The organism is Pseudoalteromonas sp. SA25 (assembly GCF_011378705.1).
In the GTDB taxonomy this organism is placed as follows: domain Bacteria; phylum Pseudomonadota; class Gammaproteobacteria; order Enterobacterales; family Alteromonadaceae; genus Pseudoalteromonas; species Pseudoalteromonas arctica.
On the sequence record NZ_WTKV01000012.1, the window covers coordinates 56,572 to 72,130 of the forward strand.

Below are 15,559 nucleotides of genomic sequence, written 5' to 3' on the forward strand. Positions count from 1 at the left end.
TGGCTTGGGAGTATTTTGCTAAGTTAGATTTTAAATAAAATTGCAGTTTAAAATTGTCAACGGAACTAGCCGCTAGATATAAGTATTTGATAAGGTGAAGTATCACCTATTAAAGGAGCCTTTATGCTTAATAAAACCTTATTTACCGCACAACAAGTAAGAGATAGTGAAGCTTTAGCGGCTAAAAATAGTCATTGCGATTTATTTACCCTAATGCAGCGAGCAGGAGAGGCTGTATATAAGCAATGGCAGCTATTTGATGCACAGCATACATTAGTCATTGTTGGCCATGGTAACAATGCTGGAGACGGTTACATTGTAGCTAGGCTGATCAAGCAATCAGGTAAAAATGTAACAGTATGTGCTGCTGAACCCGAAAAAACATTAAAAGGTGATGCTGCAAAAGCGCAGCAGCTATGGGTAGAAGCGGGTGGGGTGGTTTCTCATTTTACAAAAGATGCTCTTAATGAGTGCGATATCGTTATTGATGCGCTCCTTGGTACTGGGCTTAAAAACACAGTGCGTGATAACTTTGCGGGCATAATTAAAGCTTTAAATAACAGTGATAAGCCCGTAATAAGCATTGATATACCGTCAGGCATTGAAGCAAATACAGGACAGCCTTTAAGGTGCGCAGTACAAGCGACTTCAACCGTTACTTTTGTAGGTATAAAGCAAGGGCTCACAACGACGGCAGGTAAACAATATAGCGGTAAGTTAGTATTTGATGATTTAGCAATTGGTGATGCGTTTACTTGTATCACTCAATCTTCAGGAACCCTTGTTAATATCAATAGCTTTAAAGGAATAGCCACGCGGGCAATCAATAGTCACAAAGGAAGCCACGGTAAACTTTTATGTGTTGGTGGCAATCAGGGTACTGCAGGTGCAATTAGGTTAAGTAGTGAAGCAGCTCTTAGAACGGGTGCTGGCATGGTAAGAGTGTATACACACGAAAGCTCAATAACGCCTATTAGTATTGGCAGACCAGAACTTATGGTAAGCAGTAATAACTTACATCAAGCGCTAGAGTGGGCAAGCTGCGTTGTTATTGGCCCAGGGCTTGGGCAAGACGAGTGGGCACAACAAACATTCGATGAAGTAATGCAATATTGCCAAAACAATAAAATGCCATTGGTTATAGATGCAGATGCCCTTAATTTACTGGCTAAGCAAGCTTCATCATACACGTTAGAGCAATGCGTACTTACTCCACATCCCGGCGAAGCTTCGCGACTGCTAAGTGTTAGCACCAGCGAAATCGAATCTGATCGTTTTAACTATGCTCGTCTTTGCTCCAAGCGCTATACCGCGACTTGTGTATTAAAAGGCGCGGGAACATTAATAGATAATGCCCAGCACACGTGGGTATGTGAAGATGGCAACCCGGCATTGGCCGTTGGCGGCAGTGGCGATGTACTTACTGGTATTATTGGTGCATTGCTTGCCCAAGGTTTAACTATTGATGAAGCAGCACGCTATGGTGTAACACTGCATGCTAAAGCCGGTGATATCGCAAGTGAGCGAGACGGGCAAAGGGGAATGCTACCCAGTGATTTATTCGCAATTGTAAGAGAGTTAGTTAATAAAGTGACGTGAGTTTAAGCGTCACTCAACTATCAGTGTTCGGCTTTAAATTGTGGAACGTTATTGCACCCACTAAAAAGCATACACCTACATAAAGCCAAACACTGCTCGCTATAATATTCCACGTATCGGCTCGTATTAATGCAGGGATAATTATTAAGCTTCGTATGATACACAAGGTTGCAATAGCAATTAAAGCGGTTCTAGTAAGTACTATGTTACGCACTAAGCCAATTGCTGATAAGGCGAATGCAGTACAGGCAAACATGAGTCCAGCTATTGCAATACTACCTAAAGGCGCAAGGAATGTACCTTGCTGTGATGATTCTATTATTTGTATTGGGGCGCGAGCAAATATAAACCAACTAGTGCCACCCCATATACAAAGTAAATGCCATACAGCCGCTGCAGATGCAATAACTCCTGCGCTTAATAAAAATTTTGCTTTTATATTTAACAGCATTTTATCTCACTGATTATTAAGCTGTAATAAATCCCATTTTGTACCATACAAGTCTTCAAAAACCGCTACGGTGCCATAGGGTTCTACTCTAGGCTCTTCGTTAAATGTAACGCCTTTAAAAAGCATTAAATTATAATCTCGCCAAAAGTCATCGGTATGCAAAAATAAAAACACGCGACCACCCGTTTGATTACCAATAGCACTCATCTGTTCGGGCGTTGTGGCTTTAGCAAGCAGTAGATTAGTCCTGCTCGAATTAGTCCCATTTGAACTAGCCCCGTTTGAATTTGGAGGTGAAATCAACACCCAGCGTTTACCCTCTCCTAAATCAGTATCCTCCACTAACTCAAAGTTAAGCTTTTGAGTATAAAACTCAATGGCATCGTCGTAGTCCTTAACAACTAATGCAATGCTGCCAATATGCTGTTGAACGTTAGTCATGTTTAGCTCACTCCGTACTATTAAATAAATGTGCTTTTTATCATATTTAGTAAACGATTACGCAGGTATATGCCCGCAGTATGTAATATGAATTAACTTACGAGTTCGTCTTCATCATCGGGTGGATCACCTGAGTCTTCTTTGCGTTTTCTTTGTTCTTGTTTTGCTTTTTGTACATTTTCGTATGTAGGCGGTGGGATAGGAATAATAGAAATAAGCGGAAAGAATGCTAAAAATAAATAAGCCCCCTTAGACATACTTTTACCCCACGTGACCATTTTGAGCATAGCCCAAACTACGAATGAAAATAACCCAGTCACAAGGGCAACAAAAACAAAGAAGATGAATATTCCGTTATTATTTAATAAATCCATTTAATATAAATCTTAGTTATACGTAACTTAGATGTGGGTATAAATTAAACAATATCAATCTGCTTTATAATAAAAAGCAAAACCCAGCCGAGGCTGGGTCTACTTTAAATCGATTTTTAGTACTAAGTGCATAAAGTGTTTATCTGTGTAATTCACCAGCACGTTCTGGTTGATAGGTTACTTCTTTTATTTTTACCTTTATTAAGCCGCCACTCGGTTTAGGCCACTCAATTTCGTCGCCTTGGTTTAGCCCAAGTAATGCGCTACCAACGGGTGATAATATCGATATTTTATCGCCGCTAGAGTCACTACTCTTTGGGTACACCAAGGTTAACGTAAATTCTTCTTTAGAAGACTCAACAATAAAGTTTACAGTTGAGTTCATCGTTACAACTGACGATGGCATATCTTTAGGTTCGACTATTGTTGCTCGTGCCAGTTCAGCTTCCAATTCTTCTTTATTAGCAAAGCTACCTGCAGGCAATGATTCCATTAAGTCATACAATCTATCTGCATCGAGTGATGAGATGATTAGTTCAGGTTTTTTATTCATCTTAATATCCTTAATAATTTTTAATAAATAAAATTAACTCTGAGTATGGCTTGGCATGCATTTAAGAAGCAAAGGGATACGCGAAGTCATTTTATTAATTAGCCACACCTGTGGCTTTTACTTTATTTGTGCCCAATAGCTAAAAACCCAGCCGAAGCTGGGTTTTTATTTGAGCTAGGTGTTTAGGGGATGATTACATCATTCCGTCCATTAGCTTATTTTTAAAGGGGTGCAAGCTTAACTTCTAAAATATACCCCAACTTATACCCCACTTTTCGTATGAGTGTATTGTTGTAAGTTCATACCTATAAAATCAGTTTTTCTGAGGGAAGTAAAGAATGATATTCCCCATTATGATAATTAGCCCTTAGCGTTCTAAATATCAAAAATGCATATTCATAATAAAGTATTGACTGCATTATTTAAAGGTACTAATTAATTTCGTGTGTTATATAGGTACTGACCTCATAATATGAAGCTGTGCACCTAGCAGTGGCGATTATTTTAGGGTATCAATTTAATGGCCAGTGTAAGCCGCAGTTAGGGTGACCACTATAATCTAAAAAGGAAATATTACATTATGAGCTATAAAGATTTTAATAGTTATGAAGCTATTATACATGCGATACAGGAATACAGGTCACTAGGGCGTGAAGAGTATCTTATGAGATATAGAGGTAAAGCTACACCATCCAATAGCTTTACCTACTTCGTTTGTTACGAAGGTCTATTGTATGAATGTAAGCCTATTTTTCTAGGTGCATATTTTCATCAATTTGGTAAATATTTAGAAAATACGAGTACTAGCGGTGTTAAAGGATTCATAAAACCTATTTTGGAAAGTTTGGGCTTTTCTGTTTACTCTGGCGCTGATAGCGAAGTACCAGAAGACATTGCTGAACTAATTGCAGAACAGCCAAAGAGAGCTCCAATATTCGTTAACCGAATCATTCGGAACTCACAGATCGCAGAAGATATAAAAGAATTATATGGTCACAAATGTCAGATATGTGACGAAGTATTAGAAACACCAAAGGGGTTTTATGCTGAAGGGGCACATATAAAGCCATTAGGCTCTCCTCATCATGGTCCAGATACTAAAGAAAACCTATTGTGCCTTTGCCCAAATCACCATGCGCTTTTTGATAAAAAAGCTATTGTTATCCATGATGATTATACAGTGGAGTTTATAACATGCCCCCAAGGCAAAGAAATAAAATTGACAGTTCATGTCGGACATAAAATTGATCAAGCTTTAGTCAAATATCATAGAGAAGAAGTTTAATAGTAATTTAAATTCTTGCCTCTAAAGAGATAACGGTGGCTTCAGTTGTAGTACATGTATCTTTTATAAGGCAGACATGAGTGTCTTTAAAGGTAGCGTGAGTGCCTTTAAAGGTAGCGTGAGTGCCTTTAAAGGTAGCGTGAGTGTCTTTAAAGGTAGCGTGAGTGTCTTTAAAGGTAGCAAGCTAACATTGAGTTTTCGGCATTTTGTAAAAAAAGAAGACGCGGTTTTTTCCTACGTTACTTTTATTTATAATTTTATAATTATTTATAATCGTTATATTAATTTATAACATATTAAATTCTGTCCGTAATATCTAAATATGGTTTTAATTCACATTTTAAAAATAATTTTCATATGGATGGCATAATCAACTCCGGCAAAGGTGAGATTGTTTTTATATTTTCAGTCTAGCCTTACTTCTGATTACAGGGTGGGCTGAGCTTACTCCCAAGCTATTCTTAGGGGGGAGGGCAACTAACCCTACTTATTAGAGTTCCTGAGGCCTTAGTACCTTACTCCTGAACTATAAGAGTAGCTGAACGTTACTTCTGGTCGGCAAAAGTGAATTGAACTTACTTCCAATATTTTTAATACCTTACTTCTGAGAACAAAGAGGAGGAGCTAAGCTTACTTCAAAGCGATAAGGATCGTTGAGTCTTGCTAGAGCCTATTCTTAGAAGGTGGGGCAACTAACCCTGCTATTAGAGTTCCTGAGGACTTAGTACCATACTCCTGAACTATAAGGGTAGCTGAACGTTACTTCTGATCGGCAAAAGTTAATTGACCTTACTTCCAATATTTTTAATACCTTACTTCTGAGCACAAAGAGGAGGAGCTAAGCTTACTCCAAAGCGATAAGGAGCGTTGAGTATTGCTAGAGCCTATTCTTAGAAGGTGGGGCAACTAACCCTGCTATTAGAGCCCCTGAGGACTTAGTACCTTACACCTAACTATAGGACTAGCTGAATCCTACTTCTGATATTACTTTAGTCGCTTATTCAAAATCGTAAATTACATTGCAACTGCTTGTAAGACATATAGCCCTCTGCATGGTTTAGTCATATCTAAAATTAACTCATTTAGTCTAGTGGACTAGTTATTGATGAGAGATATCTCTCACTTTTGAAATGATCCCCAGTAAACACTTTTGAAACCTTATATTATTCTTTGGCTTGCTGATTTTCAGCAAGGGTAAATTATTAATTTATAAGGTTAAATTATGAAGTTTAAAAATAAAATCATTCGTTTGAAAGAGTTAAGGGAAGAGCTACAAGTTAGTAAAAGTACCTTATGGCGCTGGCGGCTAGATCCTAACTTTCCAAAACCTATTTTACTTGGTTCTCGCTCTGTAGGCTTTTTTGTGAAAGATGTAGATGCGTGGCTTCTTACACGTAAAAAGATGGCAGAGAAGGGGCAAGTTCAATAATCAGTTCTATTTGTCTCTAGACATTATGCACGGTTTGTATTTTTTAAAAAAATAAAAATAAAAAACCGTTACTAAACAACAGCATAAGAAAATAACCATGTAATACATGGTAACTCGAAAATATATTTAAGTGGCTAATTTAAAAGAAGAAATCAAGGTTTTCAAATATGAACGATAAATTAGAGAAATCAGTAACCATTAGGTTTACTAAAGATGATTATAACAAGTTAGAAGTTAAGGCTGAGAATGATGGTACGACTATAGCTAACATCATCCGTAAATCTTGCCTGAATTATTTTGAACAACAAAAAATAGAAAACCAGTTAACCCTTATGGAACAAAGACAAAGTGAACTTTTGATAGAAACATTTTCGGCTATGCTTAATTTGAGTGAAGATAAAAAAGAGGAGGCCATTGATCGTCTACTTGAAAATGGAATTAAAATTTAGTGATTTCGATATCGAAGCAATCACGTCTGGAATATTATATGGAAGACGATGAAGCTGGTAGTAATGCTCTGCCTATAGATGTTCTTTATGCAGGGGAAGTGGCAAAAGCGCTTAAGTTAAAGCCGAAAATGTATTTTAATGAGTTAGTTAATATATTTTCGGCATGCGATATTGATGGAACACAACTTATTGGTAGTAGTAAGAGTAAGAAGTTAAAGATACTGGATTTAGTTTTTAATGCACCTAAACCTATCTCTAAAGCTTATGCACGAGCTGATGATTTACTTCAAAAACATATAGATGACGTTCAATTTAAATCTGTTTTAGGGGCTCTAGAGTTTTTAGAGAAAAAAGTATCTTTTACTCGTACTGGACAGGGTGGGAAACATTTAGAAAAGACTAAGGGGTTTGCAGCAATACTGTTTAAGCATTACCAGTCTAGAGAAGGCGATTTTCATTTACACACGCATGTATTACTCTCCCGACTAACTTTAAGACAAGATAACAAGTGGGCTAGTTTAAAATCCCAGTTGGTATACCGTTGGCAAAAGGCTGCGGCAAAGATTTATAGAGCATTACTTGCCAGTGGCTTAAGAGAGCTAGGGTTTCAAATAATCAGGATAGATGAGACAGATTGTTTTACATTTTTAGGGAGTAACCTTGATATTTGTAGGTTTTTTTCCAAACGTAGTGAAGGAATCAAAAGTAAACTTGAAGAGATGGGGCTTGAAGATAGTAGTCCAGCTATAAAGAATAAAGTTTCACTTTATTTGAGAAAACCAAAGGTAAAGAAAAGTAGGGCTAGCCAAGTAAAGGCATGGCGTGCAGCTTTAAGCCACCAGGGCTATACAAGAGATGATTTTTATAAGAACCTGAATACAGAAAAAATACCAGCCCTAGAGGCTATTCCAATATTCCAAGTTATTAAAGAATTAACAAAATCAAAAGCAATTATTGATATCCATAAAATATATGAAATAACAGCTACTGAGGCTCAGTTTTTTCATGTGAACTTATCTGAAATTTTAAATACCGTTGATACTATCCTCAAAAACAAAAGACTACTTGGCCCACTAAATGATCCTTTTGGCAAAGAAATATACACTACGAGCTCCATGTTAAGGTCTGAACGTGAATTAATAAGTATTACTGATTTACTGCGAAAGGATACTACTTATCAGTTATCTGAAAATGTAGTTATGGTGGCCATAGAAAAGCAAGAGTTAGAGCTGGGGTTTAAGTTATCTTTTGAGCAAAAGAATTCAGTATTGGAGTTGTGTAAAACAAGGCTCGATATTTTACAAGGTAGGGCAGGCGCAGGGAAGTCTACTTCAATGGGAGCGCTGCGCATTGCTTATGAGTTATCTGGTTATAATGTGATTGGCGCTACGGTATCTAAATCTGCTGCAATTCAACTAGAAGCTGATACGGGGATAAAAAGTAGTACTTTCGAAAAATTGCTAATAGAGATCAAACACAAAAATAGAAAATTTGTAAATACAGTAGTTTTAATTGATGAAGCTGGATTAGTCCCTTCATTAGCTCTTCTAGATTTGTTAAAAGGTTTAAAGCAAGCTGGTTCGAAATTAGTTTTAGTAGGAGAAGTTGAACAATTACGCGCGATAAATCATGGTGGCTGCCTGTTGTATTTATCTAAAAGATATAGTTTTACTGAGCTACAAACAATATATAGGCAACGAGAAAATTGGGCAAGAAACCTTGTAACTTTGCTGAGAGCCGGTAACTCTGAAGAAGGACTCAAAGTAATGGCACAAAAAGATTTATTGCATATAGCTGAATCTCGAGACCATGCATTAGAAAGTTTGATTGAACATTGGGATCGATTTGTTAGAAATACTCCTAAAAAGCAGTGGATGGTTTTAGCGTATAACTGGAAAGATATCCAACCTCTTAATGGACTTATCCGAGAAAATCTTCAGCAACAAGGTATGCTTGGTAAAGAGGAGATTGAGGTTAACTGTACTGTCTCTGATAAATATTTTAAACAAAAATTTTCTAGTCAGGATCGTGTAAGGTTTACCCAAAATAATCCTGGATTAGGTTTAATCAATGGCCAATTAGGTCGGATTATAAAAGTTGAATATACCAATTCAGATATTCTCTTTATGGTAAAAAAAGACTGTGGAGAAAAAGTAACATTTTTAAAATCAGAATATTCGAACGAGAAAGACGCACTTCAGTTAGTACATGCATATGCTTTTACGGTATACAGTAGTCAGGGAAGAACGATAGATGGCGATACTTTTGTATTTTATAACAAAGCAATGGATAGGGCAGCTTCCTACGTTGCAGGCTCAAGACACAAAGATCGTTGTCATTGGTTTGTAGACGGCAGCACTTTAGATGTTCATTATGGTTTAGATGCAGTAAACGGAAAAGACCAAAATACTATTAAAGTAAAAAGGCTTGCTGAATATATGGGTTCTGAACGCTCAGAAGTAATGGCTTTAGAGTATTGGGGAAATACGGCTTAATACTGCTATAAATTTTTATTATTAAGAGACAAGTTTTTAAGGCGTAATTATACATATGGATAAAGATCTTCAACAAAACCCTCAAAGAACTGCCCAAGTGGCATTAAAAACTTTTTTTAATATAATGAAAGCTTGGCTTATCGAGCCGTATGAGCAAAAGTTATTACTGGGTAGCCAAGGTAGCCATATATATGAGAAGTGGCACCAAGGAGATACTGGAAGCCTTAGTGAGGATGTATTGATACGAATCTCTTACATCATTGGAATTTATAGAGGGCTAGGCTTAATATTTAATGACCGCTCACAGGCTGATAGTTGGATAAATAAGCCTAACGAGCACTTTAATGGCTTTTCGGCACTTGAATACATCCTTGATGACGTAGATGAGGGCTTAGAGAGTGTACGTACTCTAATAGATATCATTTAGGTAAATTGCAACTACTCCATTCAGAGCTTCCTTTTCACTGTTGTTCATTTCTTTATTTCTTATCTGTTCGCACCACACTACTTTAGATCAGCTTATTAATTCGATCGAGCGACGTGTGCGGTGCAACAGCTTGGCTCTTTGGTTGCTGCTGGATACTATCCTAGTGGGATTTCTTTCATTTTGTCATTAAAAACATAGCGAAAAAAACACTTTGCTTCTGCCTTCTTTACTGAAAAGTATAAATATTAAATAAAAACCCTAAAAGAACCTTAGAGATTGCTTTGCGTGTTTTTTAACATCATGACGAAATGAGAAGCTACAAAGATTCTAAAACTGTGGCCAAATTTTATTGACCACTACAGACCGGCAGCTATGAGCGAAAACCGGACACCGAAAAAGTTAAATTTATTTCTCTTCTTTGAGTAGGAATAAATTTTGTCCAATAACATTATTAAACGCCGTTTTGGTGTGTTATATGCCACCAAAATGGTGTTTAATAAGCTGTTAGTAATACACGAATATTTCGCATATGGAGTTGTCAATGAATAATGAAACAAATAACCCTCGCATTAAAAAAGGTATTGAGCCAACAGACCTAATTAAAATGCAAACTGAAGTCGGTTTAATTGAATCAATGTTTCAGTCGAAGACGCTTACAGCTATAGTCATCATTGCAATTATTTTGCTGGGTGGCTTTTTCATGTTCTTGTCCAAGGTGACAGGTTAGCCGCAACAGAATGTATTGCTAACAAGCATCTAAATCCGACATTGCCAGCTGCCGCACTTTTAGCAAACAACGCAAAAAGCCCGCCAGTGCAAGGCGTATTAGGCGGGCGTTATCAATGTCCGCAATTAGCACTTTTACGAAGTTTGATGACCCCGTGAAACTAGAGAAAGTAAAAAACCCATGTTATCAGTAGTTTAAGGTGGTTAGCTATGCAATTCACTCTTGGATAGCACACGATTAGCATGGGTTAACATAATTTCATACCCCCCGTTTTTGCTGGGATGTAGCGTTGTCATAGTTAAACATGAACTATGAACGGGACAGACCCAGCATGGACCCCCCCCCAAAAATAGACCCAAAATGAGCCCACAGTGGACCCACTTTTTTGCGTCATCCAGCTTATATCTCTTTTGCCATTTTTTTAGTTGTTTACAAAGTTAATCAATGGTGAAATTATTACTGTTAATAGTAAATTTGTTCCGACGTGCTATAAACCACTAAAACGGGACGTAATGGATTGTCGAAGTACTAAACAGGAGCAACAATTGAAAATCATACTTAGCGCATTCATCTTAATCCCCCTTTTAACTATTTCAGGCTGCGCGTCACCGCCACAATCTGACCCTTCCAAAGTTGATGTGGAGTGTGCTCAGCAATGTTCAAGTCATTTAGCTAGTTGTTCAAGTGGGTTTAAACTATTCCCAGTAGTCGCACAAGGGCAATGCAATGACACCTACGATGTATGCATAAAAGGGTGTCCTACCAGAACCGTTGCTGAGGACGTCGAAGAAGATATTACGTCAAACGTGACTGAACGACTAAATAAACTAGAATCTCTATTAAATTCAGGTGTTATCTCTAAGGCTGAATATGATAAAAAAAGACAAGAAATATTGGATTCTCTTTAATAGTTATATTTCTTTGGTAATTTGTTAAAACTATATAAAGCAATGGGCGTTAAGTCGGCAGAAATATGCGCGATGAGCGCACTATAAAATTGTTATGCATATAAGGAAGTATGGTGAAAATTTTAAGTTTAGTGTCATTAATATTAATTGTTTCTTTTAATCTGAATGCTAAAGATTATCCTGAAGTGACACTTTCAAAATTAATAACTCCTGCGGAGCAAAAAGCCCTCGGAGTCACCAAATTATCTCCTTCTGAAAAAGAAACTTTAAGGCTCGTTTTAATCCAAAAATATCTAGCAGGCTTCGAAGAGGGCAAGAAAAAGGCTAAAGTCGTTCAACCAACCACTCCTTCAAGCATTGAGAGTCAGATTGATGGAGATTTTGAGGGCTTTGAAGGTGAAACAATCATAAAGTTAATGAATGGCCAAATTTGGCAACAAACTGAGTATTGGTATCATTACCATTATTCGTATATGCCTAACGTCTTAATTTTTAAATCTGGTGGCGGTTATAAAATGAAAGTTGATGGAATAGATAAAGCCATCGGCGTCATGCTGTTAAATTAATATGCATATCAAGCTATTCAAGTGGGACAAATTACAGTTGGCTGGTTCCGCTTCGCATTTCAGCCAACTATAACTTTCCCCTTAACAGGGCGTTAGCTTTAAGGTGCAATATGAATAATTTTTGTATTCTATTTATTACACTATTTGTGTCGATTCAGACATATGCGAGTAGTGAAATTGCAATTTTAGGAGAACCATTAAGTAAAGAGTATGCGCTTAATGGGGATTATTATAAAGTATTCTACCAAACAGGAAAAATGGCTACTTCTTACAGTGCAGTATGTGATATGGGGCAAGCTATCCAAAATTCAAAGCAAAAAGATTGGTATACCAATAAACCAATACAGGGATTAAAACTAGAACTTAGAGCCAGAGCTGCAATTATTGATATTGACGGCAAAGTGAAACCAATTGGATTTGTTGTTGTTACAAAAAATAAAGATGTATTGATTACATTTTCCCCATTGGGGGAAATGGTAAACGGAAAATGGGAAGGTGATATCTTCAGTTCATGGTCTGGAGTTTCAACTGATATTAAAGTTTTTAGTGGCTACATAGGAAGAGCTGGGTCAGCAAATTTTGATTTGTTGGATGGTAATGGTTTTTTTTACAAAACTGGCAATACCAATCAACCTGACTATTTTCTATCAAATTGCAAAAGAATTACGAAAAACAATTTACCTATCTACAATTGGAAATAAAGCTAACAAGCGCTTTAAACGGAACAAAAACAGTTGGTTAGTTTCCGCTTCGCTCCACATTATAACCAACAATTTTTGTCCGTTTAATGCGGCGTTATGCATTCAAAGAGGATATGTCATCTCATATGTTAAATAAAAAACTCTTAAAAAATCCAATATCGTGGTTTGTGGCTTTCGCCATTGGTTTTGCAGGGCTTATATTCGGACTTTACTTTAATAATTTTTCTGGTGAATTCAGTGCTAGCCAATCCGATTGGGGGAGTTTTGGTTCATATATTGGAGGTACTATCGGGGCTGTATTTGCATTATTATCATTCCTAGCATTGGTATATACAGTTTGCTTACAGAGAAAAGAGCTGAAGTTAGCAATCGAAGCCCTTAATACAAGTGCCGATGCCCATGAACAACAAGTAGAGAATAATAAGCTCCAAAAGTTTGAATCCACGTTTTACTCCCTATTGGAACTTCATAATAATGCATTGAAAGACTTGATGTCATCAGATTCTAAATACAAGAGTATTCCAAATCGTATTGAAGATCAGTATTTAGCTTCAGTGGAAATGTTTTTGGAAAGAAAACAGAAACTAATTTTAGAAGATGAATTGCTATCACAATACTTTAGAATTCTTTATCAACTGCTAAAATTTGTAGCAAAAAATAATGTAAAAAATTCAGGTAAACGCTTTAATGCAGAAATACTTAGTAATAATAAATCAATTAAAGAAAATAATAACGAAGAAAAAATGTACGTGAGTATTATTCGTGGGTTTGTACCAGTCAATTTGTTACCTGTTCTTGCACTAAACTGCATCCCATCTTACAACTGCATAAATAATCTTGACTTGTACTGGGAAATGTTAGAAAGGTACGAGTTCTTAGAGCATATTAAGCTCGAAAACCTAAACATAGGACTATCTGCATTTACAATCCTAAATAACTACGCATTTGCACTTGGTCATAATGATTCTATAGAAGAAAAGTACCATCAATTAAAGGGTGAATTTTCATCTTTATTTGACTCAGAGTTAACAGAAGGATGCTATCTTCATGTTAGGTATAAAGTTGGAGTGTGAATGCATAACAAGGTATTTAAGCGAAACTAAAATAGTGTGTGGTGTTCCGTTTTTATTTACAGAATGACACGCAATTTAAGTCCGTTTAATGAGGTGTTACGAACGTCCGGAAATGGCACTTTTGCGAAGTTCGGCTTAGTGCCATGAGCGGACTGTCGTAACCTTAGACTCTTGTTATGTTTATTTGCTAATATAATCTAAAATACTCACTTCAAATTGGTCAATACCTTCAGTATTCAAGGTCTGACTATTATTAGCCATATGTTTAAATGAGATAGATAATAATCCAGTAAAAACATCTGTATATTTATTTGTTAGCATCAGAAGCTTATCTATGAACGCGGATAATCCCTCGACATCGGCTTTACCTGCCAACAAAAATTGACTATGTAACTTATGAACAAATATATTTCGTAAGCTGAGTAGCTCCTGAAACTCTTCATTATCAAAGCTAGGTAATTCAGTTTTAATTACTTGTACAAAAACACCTAAGGTTTGCTTTCTGTTAGCTACAGATTCATCCAAAACATTACTTAGAGATAAGCTCTTTATTCTAGGATGCCTTTTTTTAACGTCATCACTAAGTGATGACGTATATATTTGAATTAGTTTCTCTAGAAATTGAAGCTTAATTAATAACTTCCCTAAAGTTGAAAAATCGCTCTCAGATAGATTCAAATGCAATACTCTCGATAACGAGACTGTAGAATAACTCCAACAGCCAAATTTAATTAAAAAACGAGCTCCTGAAATTAACTCTAAGCGTTTTTAAAGCATTAGGTAATGCATTTGGAACCCATAAAACAGGCTGTTTTTCTTAAAAATGAGTAATTCTACAGCCTCAACGCCGTTTTAAGCGGCAAATTGCAGTTGGCTAAAATAAGTGAGGCACGAACAAAAAACCAACTGTAATTTGTCCGACTTGAAAACCCTTGTTAGGTGCGTTTTATTTACTCAATATGAAACATGCCGCGGCATTGTCATATACTGCGCCATATTCTTTGAAGGTTTTGTACGGAATATATAGGCTAGAATATAAATATATTATCAAAGCGATAAAAAGGCTAACAGTTGTTAAAACTCTTTTTCTCTTTTTAACACTCTCTCTTACCTTCTTATCCTTAAAATCATCATTAGTCATGTTTCTAATAAAAATTGCTAGAGCAGTTATCAAAGCTGAAAAAACCACAAAAAACCAAAAGGCAGGAACAAAGTGCACCACTCCATAACCTGAAACCCCTAATCCAATCCCAGATGTAGCAAACAAAAAAGTGTAAAACGCACCAGTCATAAACACTGGAATAAAACCTAAACCCGCTTTCCCAATCTTTGTTAACAATGATTTTTTACCAACCATATGAAAGTTATATGAAAAAATGAGGAAGATTGGAGGTAACACAACAAGAAAACGTTCTACCCATACATCTTGAAGGTCTAAAATACTCTTTAACTCATTACATACCGATTTAGAAACATCAGAAATTTTCTCAATAATCCCAGTCCCAGCGATTTCATAACCTAAAAGACTACTAATGCCAACAACAATAACAAGAGATGAATAAAATATTACTGCTTTATATTTACCGTACCACTCAGAAAGAGAGAATGACTTTTCATTAGTTGGAACAGCTGACATTGATAACCTTATTTAATTTATTATTTTGACAAAAACATAATGAATGTGCAGTAACTGAGCACCTAACAGCTTATTGAACACCACTTTGGTGGTTTATAGCACACCAAAACGGCGTATATTACATACCCTGATAATTTCAACAATAATTACTCTTGTAAACAAGTAATTAAAACAGCTAGGAATTAAGCATGTTATTTTGCCCCAAAACGGCGTTTAATAATGTTATCGGACAAAATTAGGCTCCTACTCAAAGAAGTAGGAATAAATTTAACTTTTTAAGTGTCCGGTTTTCGCTCAAAGCCGACCTATAGAGTATATGCGTTAACTCATAAAGGGGCAGAAACGAGTTTGGATTTCCCAGCTTTCACCAGACACCGGCTTATAACCTTAAAGTACAAAACGGAAGTAAACTTCCGATTTTAAGCTTATATTGCTATATTTCGGA

The 15,559-nt window shown here is 36.4% G+C and carries 17 protein-coding genes; 11 read left to right on the top strand and 6 right to left on the bottom strand.

Going from position 1 to position 15,559, the window contains the following annotated elements; genetic code table 11:
* Positions 1 to 123: 123 nt before the first annotated feature.
* Positions 124 to 1,599 (top strand): NAD(P)H-hydrate dehydratase, encoded by a 1,476-nt coding sequence (locus tag GQR45_RS11330; protein ID WP_165725949.1) that lies wholly within the window; start codon positions 124 to 126, stop codon positions 1,597 to 1,599.
* A 13-nt stretch (positions 1,600 to 1,612) separates the two neighbouring features.
* Here GQR45_RS11330 and GQR45_RS11335 read toward each other — a convergent pair whose 3' ends face one another.
* From GQR45_RS11335 to rnk, 4 genes are all read right to left on the bottom strand, one after another.
* Complete coding sequence (locus tag GQR45_RS11335) at positions 1,613 to 2,050, bottom strand: hypothetical protein (protein WP_007580023.1); 438 nt, start codon at positions 2,048 to 2,050, stop codon at positions 1,613 to 1,615.
* Between the two features lie 6 nt (positions 2,051 to 2,056).
* A complete protein-coding gene (locus GQR45_RS11340; protein WP_165725950.1) occupies positions 2,057 to 2,491 on the bottom strand; it encodes a VOC family protein in 435 nt (144 codons plus the stop codon).
* Positions 2,492 to 2,583: 92 nt separating this feature from the next.
* Positions 2,584 to 2,865 (bottom strand): hypothetical protein, encoded by a 282-nt coding sequence (locus GQR45_RS11345; protein WP_024589563.1) that lies wholly within the window; start codon positions 2,863 to 2,865, stop codon positions 2,584 to 2,586.
* A 139-nt stretch (positions 2,866 to 3,004) separates the two neighbouring features.
* Complete coding sequence (gene rnk / locus GQR45_RS11350; RefSeq protein ID WP_007580029.1) at positions 3,005 to 3,418, bottom strand: nucleoside diphosphate kinase regulator; 414 nt, start codon at positions 3,416 to 3,418, stop codon at positions 3,005 to 3,007.
* A gap of 580 nt (positions 3,419 to 3,998) precedes the next feature.
* Between rnk and GQR45_RS11355 the strand changes: the two genes are divergently transcribed.
* From GQR45_RS11355 to GQR45_RS11400, 10 genes are all read left to right on the top strand, one after another.
* Entirely contained in the window at positions 3,999 to 4,703 is a 705-nt protein-coding gene (locus tag GQR45_RS11355) for an HNH endonuclease (RefSeq protein WP_165725951.1), read from the top strand.
* Between the two features lie 1,222 nt (positions 4,704 to 5,925).
* Entirely contained in the window at positions 5,926 to 6,132 is a 207-nt protein-coding gene (locus GQR45_RS11360) for an AlpA family phage regulatory protein (RefSeq protein WP_165725952.1), read from the top strand.
* A gap of 167 nt (positions 6,133 to 6,299) precedes the next feature.
* Entirely contained in the window at positions 6,300 to 6,581 is a 282-nt protein-coding gene (locus tag GQR45_RS11365; protein WP_165725953.1) for a hypothetical protein, read from the top strand.
* Complete coding sequence (gene mobF / locus GQR45_RS11370) at positions 6,581 to 9,076, top strand: MobF family relaxase (RefSeq protein ID WP_346774199.1); 2,496 nt, start codon at positions 6,581 to 6,583, stop codon at positions 9,074 to 9,076. Before GQR45_RS11365 ends, mobF begins: the two co-directional genes overlap by 1 nt.
* A 55-nt stretch (positions 9,077 to 9,131) precedes the next feature.
* Positions 9,132 to 9,503 (top strand): MbcA/ParS/Xre antitoxin family protein, encoded by a 372-nt coding sequence (locus GQR45_RS11375; protein ID WP_165725955.1) that lies wholly within the window; start codon positions 9,132 to 9,134, stop codon positions 9,501 to 9,503.
* 541 nt (positions 9,504 to 10,044) lie between these two features.
* Positions 10,045 to 10,230: a hypothetical protein gene (locus tag GQR45_RS11380; protein ID WP_240920226.1), complete on the top strand. Its 186-nt coding sequence runs from the start codon at positions 10,045 to 10,047 to the stop codon at positions 10,228 to 10,230.
* Between the two features lie 512 nt (positions 10,231 to 10,742).
* Positions 10,743 to 11,138 (top strand): SHOCT domain-containing protein, encoded by a 396-nt coding sequence (locus GQR45_RS11385; protein WP_165725957.1) that lies wholly within the window; start codon positions 10,743 to 10,745, stop codon positions 11,136 to 11,138.
* Positions 11,139 to 11,251: 113 nt separating this feature from the next.
* Positions 11,252 to 11,704: a hypothetical protein gene (locus GQR45_RS11390; protein WP_165725958.1), complete on the top strand. Its 453-nt coding sequence runs from the start codon at positions 11,252 to 11,254 to the stop codon at positions 11,702 to 11,704.
* Between the two features lie 110 nt (positions 11,705 to 11,814).
* A complete protein-coding gene (locus tag GQR45_RS11395) occupies positions 11,815 to 12,405 on the top strand; it encodes a hypothetical protein (RefSeq protein ID WP_165725959.1) in 591 nt (196 codons plus the stop codon).
* Between the two features lie 125 nt (positions 12,406 to 12,530).
* Positions 12,531 to 13,478: a putative phage abortive infection protein gene (locus GQR45_RS11400; RefSeq protein ID WP_165725960.1), complete on the top strand. Its 948-nt coding sequence runs from the start codon at positions 12,531 to 12,533 to the stop codon at positions 13,476 to 13,478.
* A gap of 180 nt (positions 13,479 to 13,658) precedes the next feature.
* On the opposite strand, the gene GQR45_RS11405 is transcribed toward GQR45_RS11400, so the two are convergent.
* A complete protein-coding gene (locus GQR45_RS11405) occupies positions 13,659 to 14,003 on the bottom strand; it encodes a hypothetical protein (protein ID WP_149615248.1) in 345 nt (114 codons plus the stop codon).
* 421 nt (positions 14,004 to 14,424) lie between these two features.
* Positions 14,425 to 15,114, bottom strand: coding sequence for a hypothetical protein (locus GQR45_RS11410; RefSeq protein ID WP_165725961.1), 690 nt, complete (start codon positions 15,112 to 15,114; stop codon positions 14,425 to 14,427).
* Positions 15,115 to 15,559: the final 445 nt, after the last annotated feature.